Here is a 23,349-nt window from a genome sequence, read left to right as displayed (position 1 = left end):
ATGGATCGGGAGTGATGATGTTGGATAGTGACTTGAAAGAAGCACTAACCGTGTTACTTAAGGCTGAATTATCACCAGTGATGGAGCAATTTGATGGAATCTACAAGCGATTAGATGGGATCGACAACCGGTTGGACAGATTGGAATTGGAACAAACACAAATCAAACAAGCTGTTCTGGAGACCAATGAAACGGTGAAGAGAATTGAAGTCATTCAAGAGCAGCAGCATAGGATTATTGATCTCCTATCGGCTCGGTCCATTGAACAAGAAGCTAAAATAAAACGAATTTTGTAAATATATAGCTTATGCATCTCAAGCAGAGAGCAGATCCGAATAGGGTCGTGCTCTCTTTTTTATTGCTGTTCTTCGCAATATTTTTGACGTATAAATACAACTTCTCTTAGATCGTAACTTTTTTACTAGTTTAAGAGTCTAATAGATATCCGAAAAGATATATACTAGACTTAGACTGAAAGAGGAGAGTGGAAAAGCAGCATGACGGTACAGAAGCAAGTAGGAATGGGTGCGCTGGCTTGCGCATTGGTATGGCAATTGGTTGCGGGGACTACGGTAAACGCGGCAGGGCCGACGTTGACACTTAGTTCGCAGGAGACGATTACATCTGGTGCAATTATGAAGAATTACATTTGGACGACTACTAGAAGCAATAAGGACGTTTCGGTGAACGCCAATGTGGTAGAGGTCGATTTGACGAATCCGAACGTTAAGATAGACGCAATGGCTGGAACGAAGAATCAGTTCACGAAGAACCAAAGTGTTCTAGGGATGGTGAAGGATACTGGTGCCGTGGCAGGTGTGAATGGGGATTTCTTCAATACACAAGCGGAAGGTGTTCCGGAAGGCGCGCAAATTACGAATGGTCAAGTAATGGCGACCCCGGCGAAAATATCTGGACTTTATTCTTTTGCGATTACGAAGAGTAATCAACCGATTATTGATATTTTTGATTTTCAAGGCAGGGTGACCGCGAAAGACGGGATTTCTTTTGAGCTTGGCGGTGTGAACAAAACGTATTATTGGGACGATAACGATGTCGCGATGATCGCAGACGGACTTTTCCTCTATACGAATGCCTGGGCTTTAACACAGCGTGCGGTTGATGGAACGCATGTTCCAACAGAAGCACTCATACAGAATGATGTAGTCAAGGAAATTGCCGTAGATACGAATATTAAAATGGTTGCTCCAGCAGATGGCTATATCCTCAGAGGCTCTGGTCTAGCTAGGGAGTTTATCGTAAATCACCTCAAAGTCGGAGATAAGATCACAACCAAATATGATATGGTCCCGCATGACGCGTCTAAGACGTATGATTGGAAGAATTTTAAAATGCTTATTGGTGGAAGCACATTACTAGTGGATGAGGCGAAGCCGAGTTATTTTACACGTAATATTGGAGATTTCAGTGGCTACAACCCACGTTCCCGAACGGCAATAGGCTACTCCAAAGACATGAAGACGGCTTATATCATTACTTCGGATCGTAGTGCAGGCAGTGCAGGGATGACGCTCCCAGAGCTTCAACAGTTTATGATTAGTGCTGGCGTTTGGAGAGGGATGGTTCTAGATGGCGGGGGATCGACGCAGATGGTTTCAAGACCACTCGGTGATTTTGATCCGAAGCTAGTTAATAAAACAGAGAATGGCAATCAGCGTTCCGTTGTAAATGGTGTGGGTGTGTATTCGACGGCACCTAAGGGCGATTTAAAGGGACTTATTTTAAAAGGTCAAAATATTTTATTCATGAATGAATCCAGCACTTATCAATTTAAAGCTTATGATGACTATTATAATCCGATTTCCGTAGAGGGTATTGTTCCACAGTGGAGTAGTTCCACAACGAATGGAGCGTTCAAAGATAATGTGTTTACACCGACATTGCCAGGTAAGACCCAAATCATTGCCAAGTCAGGCAAAGGTTCAGCATCCCTGGACGTCGAGGTTGTCGGAAGAGATCAGATTACTTCCATGAAATTTAATTCAGGAGCCTTCTCCCTTACAGAAGGTGGAGATTTCAAGCTGCCAATATCCGTAACGACTAGGAGTGGCGCAACACGTGAATTGCCTGCGGCATCAGCGACTTGGGAGCTAAGTGGGGTTAAAGGGACTCTGAAAGACGGTATTCTTCATGTGGATAGCGCTTCGGGCTCTCAGGCTGCTCAGGTTATTGCGAGATATGATGGTTATAGCACGATGGTTACACTGCCTGTTGGTCAGGAGAAGGTTTGGTACGATCTAGATAAGTTTGCGGTTATGACAACAGGCGATAAGTATCCAGCAGAAGTTGTTTCAGCTGTTAATATTGTGCCAAATAGCGGAAATAAGAGCTTGGAAATCTCGTATGATTTTACAAATGGAACAGGTACTAAAGCAGCTTATGCTAGATTCAACGGGATGAATGGTGCTCCGATTGAAGGAGAACCGGAATTTATTACAGCCAAAGTGCTCGGTGACGGAAGCTTTAACTGGGTGCGTGCAGAAATCATTGATGCGAATGGTAAGTTGAATTACGTAAGTTTTACTGAAAATATGAACTGGACAGGCTGGCGTAAGGTAACGGCTGATGTGTCTGACCTCAAATTCCCGATCAAGATCAAGAGTGTTTATGTCGCTAATCCAGCGAATGGACAGGATGAAAGGGCCTCAAAAGGGAAAATTAATATTGATGATATTTCTTTCATTTACAAAGGACAGCTAGCCGCTCTGCCGAAAAATACGATAAAATTGAATGTGTATAAGAAACAAGCGACATTGAATGATAAATCCTATACATTGGAGCAGGCTCCGACGATTGTGAATGATAATACGTTGGTTCCTCTTCGTTTCGTAACAGAAGCATTAGGCGGTAATGTGAAGTGGGATGACAAAGAGCGGAAGGTAACCGTCGTACGAGGTGACAAGCTGATTGACCTATGGATTGATAACGCTGATCTGCTTGTAAACGGGGATCGTGTGACGGCTGAAGTGGCTCCTAAAATCATGAATAATGTGACGATGGTGCCTTTGCGACTCATTTCAGAGAAATTAGGGTTTAAAGTAGGCTGGGAACCCAAAAATTATGGGATTACGATCGAATAAATAGTGCTAGAAGTACACGGCAAACGGGTAGAACTATGATACAATATGGGGTAGACTAATTTCTAATATTGTTTTATAAAGGAGCTCGTTTCATTTGCAGCCAGACGCTATAGATCGTGTCATTAAAAACGCAATTAACGTCATGGAGAGCAGCAAGTATCAAATGTTTGAAATCGCTGAAGCTTCTCGTTTGGAAAAAGAGTCACTCACTCGCGAGCTCGAAGATATAAAGTATGAAACGAGTGTTACTATCGAGCTGGTTGACAATTTGGAGAAGGATTACAAGCGATCTCGTATTCGACTTACGGAAGTCAGTCGTGATTTCAACAAATACCGTGAGGAAGATATCAAGATTGCTTATGAAGCCGCGATTGCTTTTCAATTACAGCTGACAATTGCTAGGGAAAAAGAAAATAATCTAAAGACTCGGCGCAATGATCTGCAGGTTCGCACGAAGAATGTGGACAAGCAGGTAGAGCGAGCAGAAACAATCGTATCGCAAATGAATGTGGTACTGGAATATTTATCGGGCGACCTCAATCAGGTGACTCGTATACTCGAATCCGCCAAGAATAGGCAATTACTCGGTTTGAAGATTATTTTGGCCCAAGAGGAAGAGCGGAAGCGTATTGCGCGTGAAATTCACGATGGTATGGCTCAAACCTTGGCGAATGTTGTGCTTCGAACTGAAATTGCCCAGCGTATGCTTGTAAAAGAGGATATTCCCGCGGTGAAGGAAGAATTAGTAGATTTGAAGGGTCAAGTCAGAGGGGGGCTTGAAGAAGTTCGTAAGATCATCTTCAACCTCCGTCCGATGGCGCTCGATGACTTAGGAATCGTTCCGACACTGCGTAAATATGTACAGGATTTCGAAGAAAAGCATAGAATTCGCACACAGTTTAATCTCGTTGGCAAGGAGACTCGCATTCCGTCTGGGCTTGAAATTGCTATTTTCCGACTTGTGCAGGAAGCTTTATCTAATGTAAATAAGCATGCGAAAGCTACTTTCCTATCTGTTGAACTCACACTGGAGCCAGATCAAGTGCAAATCTACGTGGTAGATAACGGGGTCGGTTTCGACGTGCCGCAGACAGAACAAAGAATAGCCAAGGGGAATAATTTCGGCTTGCTGGGCATGCGTGAGCGTGTTGAGCTGCTGGAAGGTACGATGGTTCTAGAGTCCGAAAAAGATTCAGGTACAAAAATTACGATGCTAATCCCTATCGGCGGCGTTGGAGAGAACAAGGAGGAAAAACAGAATGGACAACACGGCGAGTCATAAACGCAATGTGCATATTGTCATTGCGGACGATCATCAGCTGTTTCGCGAAGGTGTTAAACGAATTATTAATATGGAAGATGATATGGAAGTCATCGGTGAATGCGGTGATGGTATCCAGGTTATCGAGCTATGCAATCAAATCACGCCGGATATTGTTCTCATGGATATTAATATGCCGCTCGAGAACGGCGTTGTGGCGACTGAACGGCTTAAGCTTATTTTTCCAGACATTAAAGTAATCATTTTATCCATTCATGATGATGAGAGCTATGTGTTCGAAACTCTTCGCAAAGGGGCTTCAGGTTATTTGCTGAAGGATATGGAAGCGGAGTCGCTTATTAATGCGATTCGTTCTGTAGTTGCTGGCCATGCTTACATTCACCCGAAGGTTACTGGCAAGCTGATTAATCAGCTTAGACGTATGACCTATTTGGATGATGTGGGTGTAGTTGGTTCAGGCCAAGGCGTCAAAGATTCAGGTCTTAAATACATACATAATGCAAATAGTCCGCTAACCAAGCGAGAAGCAGAAGTTCTTCGTCTTATGGCGGAAGGTAAAAGCAATAAGCTGATCGGAGAGTTCCTCTATATCAGTGAAAAAACGGTGAAAAACCATGTCAGCAGCATTCTCCAAAAAATGGAAGTTGATGATCGTACACAAGCGGTTATTATAGCAATCAAAAATGGTTGGGTGACGTTGTAATCTCCATTTTACGAGAGGAACCCCCCTTAACTTTGCAGCATACACTGCAGGTAAGGGAGGGACCCGCTATGTGGATTGGATTGCTTTGGATCTTAGGTTGCTACGGAATCAGCATTGCTGTGCTCCATTTATTGCTCGGAACTCGCAGAGGTGGAAGCAAGAAAACGGCTAATGTGCTGCTCGTCACCAAAAATAATCAAAACCAAATTGAATGGTATATTCGCTCCTTGTTTTTCTTCTCGCGGTTTAAGGGCAACGAAGTGAAGGCAACGATATTCGATGAAGGATCGTCCGACGATACGAGGAAAATCATTGAGCGCTTATCCCATAGCCATTTGCTAGAGCTCCGGTATCAGACGGATTATGATGCGGTTGACCACTATTTACGTCAACACGATAGTGAACCCGTGACTGTTGTTCATCTAAGCAGCAGGGAGGATCTTGTGAAGATCCATGTCGGTTGAAGGCAACGGTTTCAAGTACTTAGTTTACAAAGAGAGTAAGGTGAGGGATGAAAGTTCAACTTTACGCAGTTTGTTTGGGAAAAGAGTGGGAGTGGCGAATAACGATTCACTCACAGACGGACATCCAATATTGGTTCGAGCAATACGCAGCCGACGCCGGCCTCGTACTGTTCGAACCTTTTATTTCGTTAGGGCAGGGTGTGCGGATGCTTGAGAGGCTGAGGGGGAACCACCAAAACCAAAAAGCCGATAGCCAGTCGATTTATGGATCGAACGATGAAAGAATTCTGGGGCAGCTCCAGCTGATTGCTAATGAATGCAACATACCGAGTAGTGAAACTTTTAGGTTAAAAAGGATTCATTTTGAGATGTGGCAGAAGGGAGTCTACCCACGTATTGGGTTAGATGTGGGTTTATATAACAGAGTCGTGGAAGCTTGCAGCGGTCGGTCGCTGTTTGTGGAGGAATTTCAACAACTGTTGGTCACGATAGGAGTAGATTTAGGGACAGGAGATGCGTGGCTATCCTATCTGCAGCTTGCTCATCTCAACGGTGATGTTGAGGTGTGGAATGGACTGGAAGTGATCGAGCGCCGAAATTGGCGCCGGGGGTTTAGAAAGATGACGAGTTACACCTGTAGGCGATGTGGAAATGGTGCGGAGCTCATGTTTTGGTCGGATTGCTTGCATTGTGGACAAGCGTGTCCTTATTGTGAGGAGTGCCTGACCATGGGAAGGGCTCGGTTTTGTTCTTTGCTTGTTATTGGGTGCTCAGGGGAGGTGACGCCTTCTAGGTTAAACACTATGGGGGCTCTGTTGGGGCAAAGTGGCGTGGAAGATCGAGAGAGGGAAGAACAGGAAGAGCAGCTTCGTACTTATATTGAGCCGTGGGGACTCAGCGACGCCCAGGCTAAAGCATCGCTGGAGGGGCTTCGTTATATAAGCGGGAATGGTGTTGAGGACTCGAGGGAGAAACGGGCTGGTTATGGAAGAGTAGGGTGGCCAGTGAGTAAAGCGAGGAGAGGCAGCGGAACGGGAGATGAAGCAAAAGGGAAAACAAAAGTGAACAATCAGTTCCCGCGAAAGTTTTTGATCTGGGCAGTTACCGGCGCAGGGAAGACTGAGATGATATTTCCGTTTATCCATCACACTGTTGCGAGAGGAGGGCGTGTGCTTATCGCGACACCACGCAAAGACGTGGTGCTGGAACTGCAACCGCGGATTGGGCGAGCATTTACCAATTACAGCGTGGTGACGCTGTATGGTGGCAGTGAGCAACGCTGGGAACAGGGACAGATCACGATCGCGACAACGCATCAACTGCTGCGCTTTCATGAGGCCTTTGATCTTGTCATTATCGACGAGATTGATGCATTTCCCTACCATAACAATCCCATGCTTGCTTATGCAGCGGCAAAAGTCTGTAAGCCAAGCGGGACGAATATTTTGCTTTCGGCCACACCGCCGAGAGCTGTAAGGCAGGCTGTAAAGCGGGGTAGATTACCGCATGTTCGAGTGCCGGTACGCTTTCACAGGCATCCACTGCCAGTCCCCCAGTTGGTTTCGCTGCCACCTCTTAGGAGAGTAGTCCAGACACAAACAATGCCGAGTTCATTATTTGCTAAGCTGGTGGCCTCGGTGGAACGAGGTGCTCAGGTATTTGTTTTTGTCCCCAACATTCAGTTGGTCGAGCCAATGGTTAATCTTCTGAAGGGGAAGCTGAACACTAACAAAAGTGGAGCAATATTGACTGTCGAGGGAACTTCATCAAAGGATCTTGCTCGAACAGAAAAGGTCCAGCTTTTTCGAAATAGAGAGATTCGTGTGCTTGTCACAACAACGATTTTGGAGCGAGGAGTTACGGTGCCGAAGTCTGATGTGTTCATTATGGATGCCGACTCGCAGCTATTTGATGAAGCAGCGCTCTTTCAAATGGCTGGGCGTGCAGGTAGATCACAGGACGATCCGGCAGGGAAGGTCTATTTTGCAGCAAAAGAAATCACGCAATCTCAAAAGGAGGCCATTCGACAAATTAAGCAAATGAATCGCATCGCGCGTAAACAGGGCTATTTATTAAGGGGGAAATGAATGAGCTATCAGCAATTGGGTATGAGGATTTTGATTAAAAAAGTGATGGGTTCGGTAGCATCGCTGCTTAGTCCACTAAGAAAAGAATGTTTACTTTGTAAGCAGAATAGCACTCTACATGTTAATGAATTTGGACTTTGTCATTCGTGTTACACACGAATTCCGTGGATTCGAGAAGCGCTTTGTCCAACTTGTGGACGAGGGGGATTTTGCACAGACTGTCAACGGAGGCTGCATTCTTATTTTATAAGAAGCCGAAGCGCTGTCAGATATGATGAAACGATGAAGGAATTATTGGCGCGATATAAGTATCGTGGAGATGAGCGTTTAAGAACGGTCCTCGGACAAATGCTTGTACATTCGTATCACTTATTACATAAGGATAGAGAGACTTTTCCCTCAGAATCCGATTCTGCGAAGGAGTTTATTACTTTCGTTCCTGTCAGTGAGCGCAGAATGATTGAACGTGGTTTTAATCAAGCTGAGCAGATGGCAGTTGAACTTGGTCAAAGAATAGGGATTCCTGTCATACCCCTTCTAAAGCGTTCCAAGCATACAGATAAACAAAGCTTCAAGAAGAGGAGTGAGCGGCTAGACGATTTGGAGCATGTTTTTGAGGTAAATGATTCAATTCATGAATATTTGGGAAAATCCTCTGCAACTTCGTTTGTTATATATATCGTGGATGACGTTTATACGACTGGGAGTACTATGAATCAATGTGCCAAGGTTCTTAGGGAGTACATATCTGCCGAAGTATTCGGACTAACGTGGGCGCGGTAGCAGGAATTACTAATTCATCGGTCAAAATATTATTATGCAAACGCTGTCGAATTGCTGTAAACTGGAATTAATAAATGGGTAATGGGAATAATAGGAGGGGGCTATACAATGGGCATGAATGTAGCTAATTGTCCACGCTGTGGGAAAATATTCGTTAAAGGTTTTGCTGAGGTTTGCCCGAATTGTGTGAAGGATTTGGAGCAGCAGTATGAGAAATGCTTGAAATACCTGCGTGAAAACAAAGGTACCACTATAAATGATTTAAGTGAGGCAACAGGCGTAGCAGTTAAACAGATCACTAAATTTATCCGTGAAGGCCGAATCTCCATTGTGCATGCGCCGAATATGTCCTATCCTTGTGAAGTGTGTGGAACATTAATTCGTGAGAATACGATTTGTGAAGCTTGTCGAATGAAACTTGTTAAAGATGTAAGGAACAATGCTGAGGATGATAAGCGGAAGCAGGAACAAGCTATGAAAGAGAATAGTGCGAGTTTCAAAATCCAAGAACGCTTGCGGGATCGGCATTAATTTTCGAAATAGGCCTTCAGAGATATAAAGTTTCATATAGGAGATGCCGATAATAGTTCTAAAGATTATCGGCATTTTATTTTTTAGGTCAAAGAACAAAGGAGTGTTACAGGTATGAAAATTAATGATAATCAACGAATCGGCGCCATTAACCCGTATAAGAAAACGGGAGATGCCACTTTCGCTCATGCTGCCGGCAAGAAAGGTAAGCCTAAGGACCAAGTCGAAATTTCTGCAGAAGCAAAGGAACTTCTAGGAGCTTCGGAAAGTGCTCGCACGGAAGAACAAACGCTTCGTATTGAGGAATTAAAGTCGTCTGTCGCAGCTGGTACTTATCGTGTAGATGCAGGTAAATTAGCTGAGAAAATTCTTCCTTACTTGAAGTAAGGAAATAGCGTATACAACAGATAGAAGCAGGTGACGATCATGTCGATACAGCCCTTGTTGGAAACGATGGATAAACTTCAGGAAGCGCATGAAGCTCTAGTTGAACTTGCAAAAGGGAAGACGGAGGTTCTTGTTAGCAACGATATCGATCAATTAAATATGATTGTTAATCGGGAGAATAAATGGGTTAGGGCGATTGCAGAAGCGAATCAACAACGGATTCAAATCATCGGCTCTTACTTGATATCGAGAGGTTATAATCCTAATCCTAAGATAACGGTTAGTGATTTGATTAAGGTTATTTTTAAGGCAGAAGAGAAGCAAGCGCTAATGGAAGCTCAACGAAAGCTGCTTGTTACCATAGAGGAATTAAAAAAAAGCAACGTCATTAATCAGCAGTTAATCGAACAGTCTTTGGCTTTTGTCAATTATTCACTGGATTTGGTCATTGGCGCGCCGGAGGATGATATGGTCTATAGGAATCCCAATCAGGCCAAAAGTGGCAATCGATTAGGGATGTTTGATAGAAGAGGATAGCGGCTACATTCAGAAAACCCAAGTTGGGCATAGGAGAGGGAAACCATGAGATCGACTTTTGGCGGAATTGAAATATCCAAGCGGGGGATCCTTACACAACAAGCTGCACTAACAACGGCTGGACATAACGTCGCTAATGCCAACACGCCGGGCTTTTCACGTCAGGTTGTCAAAATGGTTGCCGCTGAGCCAATCGAGGCACTTAGTCTAAACCGTTCAACCATTCCAGGTCAAATGGGACAAGGTGTTGAGTTCACAGAGGTGAAACGGATTCGTGAAGCCTTCCTGGATAAGCAATTTACGAATGAGAACAAGAGCTTAGGAGAATGGACCGTTCGTCAAGATACATTAGAAAAGCTGGAAGCCATCATTAATGAGCCTTCCGATACAGGTCTCCGTCAGGTTCTTGATAACTTTTGGAACTCTTGGCAGGAGCTTAGCAAGCAACCTGATAACTTAGAAACAAGGGCTGTTGTTAAAGAAAGTGCATTAGCAGTAACGGATGCGTTCAACCACGCTGCGAAGCAGCTCAAGGACCTGGGGTCTGATTTGAATGATAATGTCACGGTTAAAGTAACGCAAGTGAACACGACTTTGAAGCAAATTGCGGGGCTTAATAACGAGATTTTCCGAGTTGAAGGCCTTGGTAATAATGCGAATGATCTTAGGGATCAAAGGGATCTTCTTGTCGATGAATTGTCTAAAGTCATCAATGTCACTGTACAAGAGGAATCTGGTGGGTACCACGTAAAGATGGGGAACCAAGATTTAGTTGTTGCTGATACAGCTACAGATTTCACAGACGCTACAGCAAGTTCCGCTTATCCGGCTGATTTGAATAGTGGTGAGTTGTACGGCCTTATGTTATCTAATCAACGTTACGTAACGGAATATAAAAACCAATTGAACTCGATGGTATCGACCATTGTAACGGCAGTTAATGACATGCATAAACAAGGTTATACGCTGCAAGATCCTCCGACCAAAGGTGGGGATTTCTTCGTGCCAATTGCAGATTTTAATACGGCTGCGGAAACAGTGAAGGTAAGTACAAACATTACAGATAATGTGGAGCGGATCGCCGCTTCTGCTAGAACATATATAGATGCTAACGGTGTAGAACGAGTAGTTAAAGGAAATAATGAACAAGCTCTAAAACTCGCAGGCATCAAGAATAACAAGTACAATTTCGATGGCTCTGGTGTTACGAAAATTATCCTCAATGGCGGTACATTTGATGAGTTCCTTCGTGCGGTTGTGTCTGAGATTGGGGTTCAAACACAAGAGGCACAGCGGCAAGTAACGAACCAAAAGATTCTCGTGGACCAGGTTGATGCGAGACGTCAATCCGTCAGTGGTGTCTCCCTCGATGAAGAGATGGCTGATATGATCAAATACCAACATGCATACAATGCAGCTGCTCGGTCTTTAACAACTTTTGATGAAATGCTCGATAAAGTCATTAACTCAATGGGTACGGTAGGTAGATAATTGCTAGACATACTTTAGATATGGGGAGAGATTGCAATGGCACTACGCGTTACGCAAGGGATGCTTAATACGCAATTGCTGCGCAATTTGAATGGGAATTTATCTCGCATGGATAAGCTGCAAGATCAGCTTTCAACAGGTCGAAGAATTAATAAGCCATCCGATGACCCTGTAGGGATTAGTTTCTCCATGCGTTATCGTAGTGATCTGGACGCGAATGATCAGTTTCAAAGAAACGTAGATGCTACGGTGTCGTTCCTGGATTACACGGATACGATGTTGGATCAGACGGGTAGTGTTTTGCACAGAGCGCGTGAGCTTGCTGTTCAAGCAGCAAATGGAACAAATTCGGAAGAATCCTTGAATGCGATGAAAACAGAGATAGATCAGTTACATAGTCAATTAACAAATATTGGGAACAGTCAATTTAACGGTAAATTCGTTTTTAACGGTCAAATTACCGATAAGGCTCCATTCCCTGATCCGGATAATGCAGCTAACGCTGTGACGGACAATGGTGAGATTAAGTTCGAGATCGGTGCAGGTGTACAGATTGCGATGAATAAAACGGCAGAGCAGGTTTTTGGTGCTTCTGGTATGCAGAATAATGCTTTTCAGATCTTAAAAGATTTATCAACATCGCTTGCATCAGGTAATAAGACGGGCATCCAAAACTCAATTGAACTCATGGATGAGCGGATGAGTGGGGTTCTAGGTGCAAGGGCAGACATTGGTGCAAAGACGAACAGGGTACAGCTTGCTGAGGATCGTTTGAAAGACATCGGTATAAACTTACAAAGTCTGCAATCTAAAACGGAGGACGCAGATATGTCTTTGGTTATTACGAACCTTAAAATGGATGAAAATGTATATCAAGCGTCCCTTTCGGCAGGGTCCAAAGTTATTATGCCAACATTAGTTGATTTCTTACGTTAATTATTTCGATTAGGAGGCGGTTGTAATGCCTAGTATTCCCCAAATACAAATAAGCCAGCAACCGGCTCTCATTGGGATTGATGCAGACCTTGGTAAGCAAGATATTAGACAACCGCGAGCTACCTATGAAATGCAAGTAGATCGTCCTAAACAGGAAATCCGCCAGCCACGGGGAGAGCTTGAAATAGATCAAAGCCGTGCATGGGACGCCTTGGGGCAAGGTCCAATTCTTACAGCGTTGAGTCGTATCTACTCCCAATGCCATGAAATTGCTATGCAGGGAATTGCCCGCAGGGTTGAAAATGGGAATCGCATGGCTGCTATTCACTTAGGTGGAAATGCAATAGCCGAAATCGCAAAAGAACTAAGCATTAGTCACCCACAGTTCGATTACTATGGTGAAGCTGCCTATGATAACGTCGATATTACATACACGGCTCATAAAGCAGAAATAAGCGTTACAGACGGTAAAGTGAATGTCAACGCACAAGTTAATATGCCGGAGATTGATTATAATCGAGGAAAACTTGATATTTATATGCGACAGTACCCGAAGATAGATATTACAGCGTCACAAATTGATTTCAAAACATAAAGCGTTATAATCAAGCTATAGATGATTTCTATGGCTTTTTTTATTTAAATCTTCCAACTGAAGGAGTATGATACATGAATATTTCGACCCTATTTTTCGGAGAGTTAGAGGTTCAAGAAGCGGATGTCTTCACTTTCGCACAAGGGGTTCCAGGATTTGAAGAGCTAACTCAGTTTACTTTGGTTCAACCGGAGGACAGCGCTCCTTTCTCATACATTCAGTCTATCCAGGAAGGTGACCTCTCTTTTCTTGTGACAGATCCATTTCTCTTTATTAAGGATTATGATATTAGTCTTCCTGAAGCCTTGCAGGAAGAACTTAAGATCGAGCAGTCAGAAGATGTGTTAGTATGGTCTGTAGTTACAGTAAATGATGATTTCACGAAAATGACCTTAAATCTACTGGCACCGATTATTTGGAATGTGAAGACAAAGTTAGCCAAACAAATCATTCTGCATGACTCCGAATATAACATCAAGCATGAGATTGTGTTGAGCGAAGTTAGCAAACCAACACAAGTGGAGGGGTGATTACATGCTCGTATTGGCTAGGAAAAAAGGTGAATCGATTATGATAGGCGATCAAATCGAGATCGTAATATTAGGCAATGAGGGAGAAACGATTCGTGTTGGTATTCGCGCTCCTAAGCATGTCGAAGTGTTTCGTAAAGAGATCTATCAGCACATCCAGGAATCCAATAAAGAAGCTACAGCTAACAAAATTAGTCCTTTGAACCTAAGCAAGCTAATCACTAGATCGAAATAAAAAAAATGTCGGCCACAGGTCGACATTTTTTTTATTATAGCTATAAACTTTCGGGATGACCCCGACGATATATATATCAACGGGCTACAAGCAGGGCGGCCGACCCGCTTGTAAGCCTAAAAATAAATCCACATGGACGTGGATCAAACGAACCTTCAGGAGGAAGAAAACAAATGAGAATTAATCACAATATCGCAGCAGCGAACACGCACCGTCAATTGACGGGTAACACAGCTTCCGCAAGCAAATCCCTTGAGAAATTGTCTTCCGGTCTTCGTATTAACCGTGCTGGCGACGATGCAGCAGGTCTTGCTATTTCCGAGAAAATGAGAGCGCAAATCCGCGGTTTGGATATGTCTGCTAAAAATGCACAAGATGGTATCTCCTTGATCCAAACAGCTGAGGGTGCTTTGAATGAAACCCACTCCATCCTTCAACGTATGCGCGAATTGTCTGACCAATCTGCAAACGGTACGAACACTGCTGAAGATCGCGGCAACATTCAAAAAGAAATTGTGCAGCTTAAAGCAGAGGTTGACCGTATTGGTAATACCACAGAATTTAATACACAAAAATTGTTAAACGGTAATCTTTCTGGCGCTGGTGCTTCTGAAGGTGCAAACTCTCTTTCTGGATCACAAGTATTTAAACAAACGGCTGGAACTTTAGCAGGTGTTGATGCTAAAGCAGTTGATGCTAGTGGTACAAATGTTGACTTTACTAAAACAGATGCTCTTGTAATTGACGGTAAGAAAATCGATGTTGACTGGAATAAATATATTACAGATGCAGATAAAACTGCCCTGCAAATAGATTTTAGTGGAACTGCCATGGATGCCACTCAAAGTGGTAAAATTCGTGACGTGCTAGAACGTATCATCAACCAAGCAATAGATGATTCAGGCACTGGCGTTGCACATATTAATGTTACAGATGCTACAGCAGGTACATTTAAGATTGAAAGTGGAAGTAAAGGTAATGATTCCGCAATAGGAAACAATATTGCTACGGACGGTGCCAACGCTGGACTAGCTGTACTAGCCGATGGTTCTACTCTTGCAGCAGGTAGCGGATCTGTACTTGATACATTCATTGGTGCTACTGCTGAGATGGTTAATAACGTAACAGTTGCTAATGGAACAAATCAAGTTCTTGATGCCGTGGCTAATACCGATAAGTTTCAGTTGTCTATCGGTGGTCATGCTATGGAGATCACATCTCCTGCAGCAGCTGCTAACTCGGATGCTAATACTTATGCTACTGCTTTAGCAGCTGCAATCAATGCGAAAATTGCAGCATACAACACTGCAGCAGGATTCACGAGTGAAGAGCAAAAAATTAAGGATGTAACTGTTAAAGTAGATAACGGACGTTTAAATATCGAAAGTCCAAGCGGGACAATCGAGCTAACTGATGTTGCTAATAGTTCTGTGCTAAGTAAACTTGGTTTGGATCAAGCTTCACGTGAAAGTGCTGGTTCTGGAGCAATGACTTTCCAAATTGGTGCTAACAAAGGACAAACAATTTCATTCTCAGTGGCGGATGTCAGATCCAGTGCTCTTGGAATTAGTGGTCTTGATGTTTCTACTGCTACGGGCGCGGCAGACGCACTTACAAAACTTGACTCTGCTATTAAAAACGTGTCTTCCGAGCGTTCCAAAATGGGTGCTGTTCAAAACCGTTTAGAGCACACAATCAACAACCTGCAAACAGCTTCTGAGAACCTGCAAGGTGCTGAATCCCGTATCCGTGATGTAGACATGGCGAAAGAAATGATGGACTTCACAAAGAACAACATTCTTTCTCAAGCTGCTCAAGCGATGTTGGCACAAGCTAATCAACAGCCACAAGGCGTACTTCAATTGCTTCGTTAATCTTAACGAATTACAAGGAGATCCTAGATTACCTAGGGTCTCTTTTTTTTGTTTCATCAATAAAACGAACGGGGCTCATGTGGATTTAAAATTGTTGAGAAAATGATAATGAGTTCCCTGAACTGTTACTTTCCTATATCGATGGTGAATGGTGCTACCTTTACGACGCGTTCTCTGACGGAGAGTTAATGTTTGTAGTTCAGTTTAGAAGAGGATGATCGCCAGTGCTGCTTGGGACCGGACGACAGGCTGCCAAAAGATCCCGGGTGGCGTTTTGGAAATCTAGCTGAAATAAAATGATGGCAGCGGAGGGCTACGGCATCCTTGTTATACTCGATTGTGGGTACATTCTATGAAAGAATAATTACAATGTAATGAATTACAAGGTATTTTATTAATAAATTAAATATTTTTACTATATAACATAAATATTATCAATGGCTATTTTTAAAAAACACTATAATACTATTCACAGTTGTTTCCGATATAAAGGATATACATATTTTCGGATGGAGGATCTTACTATGAGCATGAATTATTCGATAGGTGGATCAGGAGGCCAATCTAGTCCAGATCGTTCCGCTAATGACCCTATGGCTATGGCTAAACCTCTAAATAATGAAAGTACACCAGTTCTGAATATTAACAATTCGTATGAGTTAAAGCAAGCTGAACTGAAAGGTGAAAATGTTACGATTAGTGATACCCAGGTGGTCAAAGCTATTGAACATGCAATTAAAGCTGTACAAGGGAAGAACACTTCCTTAGAATTCTCTATTCATCAAACAACGAAACTCATTTCAGTAAAGGTTCTCGATAAGGATACAGGTGAAATCATTCGAGAGATACCGCCTGAAAAAAGCCTTGACTTTGTTGCAAAGTTATGGGAGATGGCTGGAATTTTTGTTGATGAACGTAGATAATTATAATTTACACGAGGAAGGTGAATTAAGATGGTAACTCGTTTGAATGGTTTCTCAGGCTCTGGTATCGACATCGACGATACGGTAAGTAAATTAATGAAAGCTGCACGAATGCCAGTGGATAAACTAAAGCAGCAAAAGCAAACTTTAGAGTGGCAACGTGACGATTATAGAGCAATGAACGCTAAAATAATGGACTTCCGTAATCAGGCCTTTAATATGAAGTTACAGTCATCCTATCAAACAAAGAAGTCAACATCTGCTGATGAAAGTATAGTAACTGTATCTTCTACATCTATGGCCCCAGAGGGGCTCTATTCAATTAAAGTAAATAAGCTTGCGAAGTCTGCTTCTGTTACCTCGGGAGCAGTGGGCAAGTCTAGTGATCAAGCTACAATGACATCTCTTGGGCTTACTGGAGATACTACATTAACAGTCGGTGGTGAAAAAGGATCAGTTACGCTTCAAGTGAAGCAAACGGATACTATAGCCTCATTGGTAGGCTCTGTTAACAGTAAGTCAAATATTACTGGAGTATCTATGAGTTATGATGCTGCAATCGATAAATTCTTTTTTGTCTCTTCATCTACAGGAAGTAGCGCGAAGATTAACTTGCAGATGAAAAGTATTGGGGATAACGATACCCAAAATCTTCTAAATACAGTTCTTAAGCTCCCGGATTCGCAACCTGTACCTGCTCCAGTTCCTCCAATTCCAGTGGCTACGCCAGTAGCAAATGCAGGACAAACTGTTACAGGGGGAGTAGCATTTACAGCTTCTGGTGTAACTACACTAGTGGATAACACTTTAACGGCTACACAAAAGCTTCGGATTTCAGACGGAACTATAACGTCAGATTTTGATATTAGCAAGACTACTACTGTTGGAAAATTGATTGATGCTATTAACAGTTCTGACATCGGTAAGTCAGGTGTATCCGCTTATTTGGATAGTAACAATAAGATTGCTTTTTTTAATCCGAATGATTCAAAGACACTCACGTTCTCAGATCAAACTGTAGATACAGCCAATGTGTTGACTAAGTTAGGTCTTGATTCAATAGATCCGATTCCAGCACAGCAACCAGTTGTTACTCAGAATGAAGACTATTCACAATATACGATTACAGGTAGTAAGGCTGAGATTGAATTTAATGGTGCAACTGCCATGTACGATACAAACACTTTTTCTATTAATGGAATGACGTTTACTGCTAAAAAGGAGCAAGCTGCTGCTGATTCTGCTGTGAATGTAACAACAACTCGAGATGTTGAAGCCGTCTATAATTCTATTAAGTCATTTGTTGATAAATATAACGAATTGATAACTACCGTTAATACGGAGTTAGGTGAAAAACGATATAGGGACTTCCAACCCTTAACTGATGATCAAAAAAAGGATATGAAGGAAGATCAAATTAAATCATGGGAAGAAAAGGCCAAGAGTGGGATGCTTCGAAGTGATCCTCTGCTGACGAGAGGTCTGACGAATTTTCGTACGTCCTTCTCAAATTCAGTAGAAGGATTACCAACAGGCGATGCCAAAAGCTTAGCTGAAATAGGTATCTCTACGAGTGTAGTTGTTGGTAGCTCCATTTCTGGAGGATATTCAGATAGAGGTAAAATTTATCTGGATGATACCAAGCTAAAGAAAGCTATTGCAGAATCACCCGATGAAGTTATGGCGCTCTTTATTGCTAATGATGATGTTAAAGATTCAGATAAAGGTGATGGTATAGCTACAAGATTATATGATAGAGCTGATGATTTGATGAAACAAATTACCTCAAAAGCAGGGGCCTCCACAAGTGTAGAAAGCAACTACTTAATAGGTAAAACAACAAAACAAATTAACAGTCGGATTGATGCTTTAGGATACAAGTTAGATGCATTGGAAACACGCTACTATAAACAATTCACATCCATGGAAAAGTACATGAACCAAATGCAAGCACAAAGCGCACAGCTAACACAACAAATGGGCTAGTAAGGTCCTACTTTAAACTAGGGGGAAATATCAATGATTCAAGCCCAACGTAATAAATACTTGGAGAACACAGTTCAAACGGCAAGCCCAGCACAGCTGTTAATTATGCTTTGTGATGGAGCTATTCGTTTTTGCCGTGCGGGTATTGAGGCTTTGAAAACATCCAACTACCAAGACGCTAACACTAACCTAGTCAAGGTACAGGACATTATTAGCGAATTCTCCATTACGATTGATCGTAACGCTCCTATTGCCGGTGATTTGTTGAGGTTGTATGAATACTTCACACACCGTCTTATTGAAGCAAATATGAAGAAATCAGTTGAACCTGCTGAAGAGGTGCTGGGTTATCTTGTTCAGTTGAAAGAAACGTGGATGCAAGCGGCTAAGCAAGCTAATGGAAGCTCAGCAAGTTCAACACCTGCTGGAGCTATGCATGGATAAGCTGGTTACTGAGCTAGAGCAACTTACACAGCAGGGACTAGCTGAGCTTGTTACGATGGATGCAGAGCGTCTTGGAGAGTTTATGGAGCAGCGTGGCGAGATTATGGAGGCTCTTTTAGCCATAACACCATCTGCCACACAAAAAGCCAGCTTCAAGGACCGTATTAAAGCTGTAGTAAGCTTGGATCCTATCTTCCTGAGGAAGATGGAGCAATTTCGTGATGAAGCTAGCTCGCAATTGGCCAAGCTGGACACAGGTAAGACTCAGCGGAATGCTTATGATAACAACTATGACGGCGAGAGCCTTTTTTTCGACCGAAAAAAATAAACAAATACACACGAACCTTTTGCCGCGGCAAGAGGTTCTTCTCTATTCATCCGTTTTTCTAAGTTCCAGCAAAAACCTGTGGACAATCTATCACGGCTAAACCCATTTGTGCATAAACCAACCACAATAAACCCAAGTTATCCAAAATTCTCTCCCCACAACCTGTGGATAATGTGTACAATTATGTGCATAACTTTGTTGATAAAATGTAAAGAAGCCCGATACGACAAGTTTTTACAAATTCTGCACTTATCCACGGCTTGTATATACCCGAATTTTCAAAATATTTCATCAAATGGTAAGTTAGAAATTGACAGGTCAAGCGGGCTGGTGATATAGTCGAAAAGTAAGGGCTTACATTTTATTATTTTTTAAAACGAAAGGAATGTGTACGTTATGCAAGGTAAAGTAAAATGGTTTAATGCAGAAAAAGGTTATGGTTTCATTGAGCGTGAAGATGGCGGGGATGTATTCGTGCATTTCTCAGCGATTCAATCAGAAGGCTTCAAAACGTTAGATGAAGGTCAGGCTGTAGAGTTTGACATCGTAGAAGGTGCACGTGGACCGCAAGCCGCTAATGTAAGCAGAATATAAGCTTCCGGCACTTTGTGCCGCTTGAATACATCTATGAACTAACTAGCACCCTGGGGAATGATCCTGGGGTGTTTTTTTGCATAATGGATAGCACGGAATTTAAAGGAATTATGAAGATGGGGGTGGAATGTAGTATAATGTAAGCAGGAAGGGAGATGTTGAACATGGAAATTAGCATTCGCGGAGAACACCTTGAAGTAACTGAAGCCCTCAGGGACTATGTCGACAAGAAATTGAACAGACTAGAGAGGTATTTTGAAGCTCCCCTTACATCAGATGTACAAGTAAAGCTAAGTGTGGTTAAAGGTTTACAAGCGATTGAGGTAGGTATTCCCCTGACAGGCGTGCTGCTGCGAGCTGAAGAACGTAACAATGATATGTATGCGTCGATTGATTTGGTCGTGGACAAGTTGGAACGCCAGATTCGTAAGCATAAGACGAGGACGAATCGAAAAATTCGCCAAGAGGGCGGCAAGCGTGATTTATTTAAGGTTGAAACATCGCCTGTCACTTATTTGGATGAGGAAGATGACTTTGAACTGGTCCGCAACAAACGCTTCGATTTGAAGCCGATGGATGTGGAAGAAGCGATTCTACAAATGAATATGGTAGGCCATAATTTCTTCGTTTTTTCGAACATGGATACGGATCAAGTCAATGTAGTTTACAAACGTGATGACGGCAAGTATGGTCTGATTGAGCCGGCTGTTTAATAAGTAAGCGGAGCAACTCGAGACATCCCTATAACAAAAAAATGAGCTTGATTCGATTCTGTCGAATTAAGCTTTTTCTCATGAATGCAATCGGGACATCGATTCAATACTATAGAAATTAAGTAAAAACGTGCTCTTTTCACATGTTGTGGAAGGTTTATACAGATGTAGGAATGGTCATTTGTTGCGGCAAGACCGTCAAAAGTGGTACAATTTAAGGATACGAATGCAAGGGAAAGGGGTTCACCGATGCTAGGACTAGTGAAGAAAATTTTTGGTGATTCCAATGAACGGGAAATTAAACGGATGCTCAAGGCTGTTGATTATATCAACGACCTTGAAGCTAGCATTAAGCCGCTGTCCGATGAGGAATTGAAAGGCAAGACAACTGAGTTCAGAAACCGCCTGGAAAAAGGCGAAGAACTTGATGATCTTTTACCGGAAGCTTTTGCTGTTGTTAGAGAAGCAGGTTTTCGTGTACTAGGCAAACGTCATTACGACGTTCAGCTCATCGGGGGTATGGTGCTTCACGAAGGCCGTATCGCGGAGATGAGAACAGGGGAAGGGAAAACGCTCGTTGGAACACTCCCTGTCTATTTGAATGCTTTGCTTGGCAGAGGCGTACACGTGGTTACGGTCAATGACTATTTGGCTCAACGTGATAGCGCGGAAATGGGTCAGATCTACGAGTTCCTCGGCTTGACGGTTGGGGTTAATCTACATGATCTTTCTCATGAGGAAAAGCAAGCGGCTTATGCTTGTGATATTACCTATGGAACGAATAACGAATACGGTTTCGACTATCTGCGTGATAACATGGTGCTTTACAAAGAGCAAATGGTTCAGCGTCCGCTTTATTTTGCGGTTATCGATGAAGTTGACTCCATTTTGGTCGATGAGGCGAGAACGCCGTTGATTATTTCGGGACAAGCAGCGAAGTCTACGGACTTGTACTACGCGGCCGACCGTTTTGTGTCTACGTTGAAAGAAGAAGAGGATTACACGATCGATATTAAAGTGCGTTCCGTGGCTCTTACTGAAGAAGGGGTAGCTAAGGCGGAGCGGGCATTCGGCATTGAGAACTTATTCGATCATCAGAATGTGAATATTAACCATCACGTGACTCAAGGGCTCAAGGCTCGTTTCATTATGAAACGCGATGTGGATTATGTGGTACAAGAAGACGAAGTCATGATTGTTGATGAATTCACGGGCCGTATTATGACAGGCCGTCGTTATAGTGATGGGCTGCACCAAGCCATTGAGGCCAAAGAGCAGCTGCAAGTTCAGAATGAGAGCATGACGCTGGCGACAATTACATTCCAGAACTATTTCCGGATGTACCGCAAACTGGCGGGTATGACGGGAACAGCGAAAACGGAAGAGGAAGAGCTCAAGAAAATTTACGGTCTTGAAGTTATCATTGTTCCGACGAACCGTCCGATGATCCGTAAGGATATGCCGGATGTTGTTTATAAGTCAGAGATGGGTAAATTCAGAGCTGTTGTTGAGCAAATCGTAGAGCGTCATAAGCTGAACCAACCGGTACTTGTAGGTACGGTGTCTATTGAGAACTCTGAGAAATTGTCGGAGATGCTCAAAAAGAAAGGCGTTCAGCACAAAGTACTCAATGCGAAGTATCATGCAGAAGAAGCTGAAATCGTAGCACGCGCAGGTCAACCAGGCTCTGTAACGATCGCAACGAACATGGCAGGCCGCGGTACGGACATTGTGCTCGGTGAAGGCGTACATGATGCAGGCGGGCTGCATATCATAGGTACAGAACGTCATGAAAGCAGACGGATCGATAATCAGCTGCGTGGACGCGCAGGCCGTCAAGGTGACCCTGGTTCTTCGCAGTTCTACCTCTCCCTTGAGGACGAATTGATGAAACGTTTTGGTGCTGACAATATCATGGCGATGATGGACCGCCTCGGTATGGAAGAAGATCAACCGATCGAAAGTAAATTGATCTCGCGTGCAGTCGAATCGGCCCAAAAACGCGTTGAGGGTAACAACTTCGACGTTCGTAAAGTCGTTCTTCAGTATGACGATGTAATGAATCAACAACGGGAAATTATATATAAACAGCGCCGTGAGCTGCTGGAGTCCGAAAATATTCGTGAAGTCATCGAGGGTATGATCAACGCGGTTATCGAACGCATCGTGAAAGCACACTGTCCAGAGGAACAAATTCCGGAGGAGTGGGAGCTTCAGGAAGTGGCTAACTTCGTGAACAACAACTTCTTAACTGAAGAAGGCCAGATTACGGATCAAAATATTTGGGGCAAAGAACAAGAAGAGATTATTGACTACATCAAAGATCTCGTTAGCAAACGTTATGATGAGCGTGAAGCTGAGATCGGTGAAGAATTCATGCGTGAATTCGAAAAGGTCGTTGCTCTTCGTGCTGTAGATAGCAAATGGATGGATCACATCGATGCGATGGATCAACTGCGTCAAGGTATTCATCTTCGTGCTTACGGCGGGACGGATCCGCTGCGTGAGTATCAATTCGAAGGCTTCGAGATGTTCCAAGAAATGATCGACAATATCCGCGAAGAAGTCGCGATGTACATCATGAAGGCTCACGTACAAAGCAACCTGGAGCGTCAAGCGGTAGCCGAAGGTCAAGCGGTGGATACGAAGAACGAAGCTGGCGGGAAGAAACCGCTCGTGCGCGGCGATGAGCAGCGTATTGGACGCAACGACCCATGCCCATGCGGCAGCGGGAAGAAATTCAAGCAGTGCCACGGACAAGGCAGCTAAAGCTGCTAGCTTGCTGCCATGATCTGTATAACCTAGGCACAAGAGAATAAATGAGG

The 23,349-nt window shown here is 43.2% G+C and carries 23 protein-coding genes; all 23 read left to right on the top strand.

Going from position 1 to position 23,349, the window contains the following annotated elements; translation table 11 throughout:
• Nucleotides 1-14: 14 nt before the first annotated feature.
• The 23 genes from GC102_RS32610 (at nucleotide 15) to secA (ending at nucleotide 23,293) form a co-directional block, all read left to right on the top strand.
• Nucleotides 15-296: a hypothetical protein gene (locus tag GC102_RS32610; protein ID WP_246321245.1), complete on the top strand. Its 282-nt coding sequence runs from the start codon at nucleotides 15-17 to the stop codon at nucleotides 294-296.
• Between the two features lie 201 nt (nucleotides 297-497).
• Nucleotides 498-3,101 carry a stalk domain-containing protein gene (locus GC102_RS32605; RefSeq protein WP_171693179.1) on the top strand — a complete coding sequence of 868 codons (2,604 nt, stop codon included), beginning with the start codon at nucleotides 498-500 and terminating at the stop codon, nucleotides 3,099-3,101.
• A 94-nt stretch (nucleotides 3,102-3,195) separates the two neighbouring features.
• Complete coding sequence (locus tag GC102_RS32600; protein WP_171693178.1) at nucleotides 3,196-4,383, top strand: sensor histidine kinase; 1,188 nt, start codon at nucleotides 3,196-3,198, stop codon at nucleotides 4,381-4,383.
• The gene (locus GC102_RS32595) at nucleotides 4,361-5,086 is read left to right on the top strand and encodes a response regulator (RefSeq protein ID WP_029194926.1); all 726 of its coding nucleotides are present in this window, start codon (nucleotides 4,361-4,363) and stop codon (nucleotides 5,084-5,086) included. The genes GC102_RS32600 and GC102_RS32595 overlap by 23 nt, the downstream gene beginning before the upstream one ends.
• 68 nt (nucleotides 5,087-5,154) lie before the next feature.
• The gene (locus GC102_RS32590; RefSeq protein ID WP_171693177.1) at nucleotides 5,155-5,550 is read left to right on the top strand and encodes a hypothetical protein; all 396 of its coding nucleotides are present in this window, start codon (nucleotides 5,155-5,157) and stop codon (nucleotides 5,548-5,550) included.
• Between the two features lie 47 nt (nucleotides 5,551-5,597).
• Nucleotides 5,598-7,637, top strand: coding sequence for an ATP-dependent helicase ComFA (locus GC102_RS32585; RefSeq protein ID WP_246321244.1), 2,040 nt, complete (start codon nucleotides 5,598-5,600; stop codon nucleotides 7,635-7,637).
• Between the two features lie 282 nt (nucleotides 7,638-7,919).
• The gene (locus GC102_RS32580) at nucleotides 7,920-8,420 is read left to right on the top strand and encodes a ComF family protein (RefSeq protein WP_246321243.1); all 501 of its coding nucleotides are present in this window, start codon (nucleotides 7,920-7,922) and stop codon (nucleotides 8,418-8,420) included.
• Between the two features lie 114 nt (nucleotides 8,421-8,534).
• Nucleotides 8,535-8,951, top strand: coding sequence for a TIGR03826 family flagellar region protein (locus tag GC102_RS32575; RefSeq protein ID WP_171693185.1), 417 nt, complete (start codon nucleotides 8,535-8,537; stop codon nucleotides 8,949-8,951).
• A gap of 114 nt (nucleotides 8,952-9,065) precedes the next feature.
• Nucleotides 9,066-9,338: a flagellar biosynthesis anti-sigma factor FlgM gene (gene flgM, locus GC102_RS32570; RefSeq protein ID WP_171693176.1), complete on the top strand. Its 273-nt coding sequence runs from the start codon at nucleotides 9,066-9,068 to the stop codon at nucleotides 9,336-9,338.
• Nucleotides 9,339-9,377: 39 nt separating this feature from the next.
• Nucleotides 9,378-9,875: a flagellar protein FlgN gene (locus GC102_RS32565; RefSeq protein WP_171693175.1), complete on the top strand. Its 498-nt coding sequence runs from the start codon at nucleotides 9,378-9,380 to the stop codon at nucleotides 9,873-9,875.
• 45 nt (nucleotides 9,876-9,920) lie between these two features.
• Nucleotides 9,921-11,366, top strand: a complete 1,446-nt coding sequence (gene flgK, locus GC102_RS32560) for a flagellar hook-associated protein FlgK (protein WP_171693174.1) — start codon at nucleotides 9,921-9,923, stop codon at nucleotides 11,364-11,366.
• Nucleotides 11,367-11,402: 36 nt separating this feature from the next.
• On the top strand, nucleotides 11,403-12,302 hold the full coding sequence (gene flgL, locus GC102_RS32555; protein ID WP_171693173.1) for a flagellar hook-associated protein FlgL: 900 nt from the start codon (nucleotides 11,403-11,405) through the stop codon (nucleotides 12,300-12,302).
• 25 nt (nucleotides 12,303-12,327) lie between these two features.
• Nucleotides 12,328-12,897, top strand: coding sequence for a DUF6470 family protein (locus GC102_RS32550; RefSeq protein ID WP_171693172.1), 570 nt, complete (start codon nucleotides 12,328-12,330; stop codon nucleotides 12,895-12,897).
• 74 nt (nucleotides 12,898-12,971) lie between these two features.
• Nucleotides 12,972-13,427 (top strand): flagellar assembly protein FliW, encoded by a 456-nt coding sequence (gene fliW, locus GC102_RS32545; protein WP_171693171.1) that lies wholly within the window; start codon nucleotides 12,972-12,974, stop codon nucleotides 13,425-13,427.
• 4 nt (nucleotides 13,428-13,431) lie between these two features.
• Nucleotides 13,432-13,662 (top strand): carbon storage regulator CsrA, encoded by a 231-nt coding sequence (csrA, locus tag GC102_RS32540; RefSeq protein ID WP_171693170.1) that lies wholly within the window; start codon nucleotides 13,432-13,434, stop codon nucleotides 13,660-13,662.
• Nucleotides 13,663-13,835: 173 nt separating this feature from the next.
• Complete coding sequence (locus tag GC102_RS40185; protein WP_171693169.1) at nucleotides 13,836-15,536, top strand: flagellin N-terminal helical domain-containing protein; 1,701 nt, start codon at nucleotides 13,836-13,838, stop codon at nucleotides 15,534-15,536.
• A gap of 524 nt (nucleotides 15,537-16,060) precedes the next feature.
• Nucleotides 16,061-16,459 (top strand): flagellar protein FlaG, encoded by a 399-nt coding sequence (locus GC102_RS32530; protein ID WP_246321242.1) that lies wholly within the window; start codon nucleotides 16,061-16,063, stop codon nucleotides 16,457-16,459.
• A gap of 30 nt (nucleotides 16,460-16,489) precedes the next feature.
• Nucleotides 16,490-18,445: a flagellar filament capping protein FliD gene (gene fliD / locus GC102_RS32525; RefSeq protein ID WP_171693168.1), complete on the top strand. Its 1,956-nt coding sequence runs from the start codon at nucleotides 16,490-16,492 to the stop codon at nucleotides 18,443-18,445.
• A 33-nt stretch (nucleotides 18,446-18,478) separates the two neighbouring features.
• Nucleotides 18,479-18,889: a flagellar export chaperone FliS gene (fliS, locus tag GC102_RS32520; RefSeq protein ID WP_171693167.1), complete on the top strand. Its 411-nt coding sequence runs from the start codon at nucleotides 18,479-18,481 to the stop codon at nucleotides 18,887-18,889.
• Complete coding sequence (gene fliT / locus GC102_RS32515) at nucleotides 18,882-19,217, top strand: flagellar protein FliT (protein ID WP_171693166.1); 336 nt, start codon at nucleotides 18,882-18,884, stop codon at nucleotides 19,215-19,217. The genes fliS and fliT overlap by 8 nt, the downstream gene beginning before the upstream one ends.
• A gap of 396 nt (nucleotides 19,218-19,613) precedes the next feature.
• Entirely contained in the window at nucleotides 19,614-19,811 is a 198-nt protein-coding gene (locus tag GC102_RS32510) for a cold shock domain-containing protein (protein ID WP_047682118.1), read from the top strand.
• Nucleotides 19,812-19,975: 164 nt separating this feature from the next.
• Nucleotides 19,976-20,524 carry a ribosome hibernation-promoting factor, HPF/YfiA family gene (gene hpf, locus GC102_RS32505; RefSeq protein WP_171693165.1) on the top strand — a complete coding sequence of 183 codons (549 nt, stop codon included), beginning with the start codon at nucleotides 19,976-19,978 and terminating at the stop codon, nucleotides 20,522-20,524.
• Between the two features lie 249 nt (nucleotides 20,525-20,773).
• Nucleotides 20,774-23,293, top strand: a complete 2,520-nt coding sequence (secA, locus tag GC102_RS32500; RefSeq protein WP_171693164.1) for a preprotein translocase subunit SecA — start codon at nucleotides 20,774-20,776, stop codon at nucleotides 23,291-23,293.
• The last annotated feature ends 56 nt before the right edge of the window (nucleotides 23,294-23,349 follow it).

Source organism: Paenibacillus germinis, assembly GCF_013141785.1.
Lineage (GTDB): Bacteria > Bacillota > Bacilli > Paenibacillales > NBRC-103111 > Paenibacillus_E > Paenibacillus_E phytorum.
The sequence above is the reverse complement of the archived record's forward strand: the minus strand, read 5'-3'. Positions and strand labels throughout refer to the sequence as shown.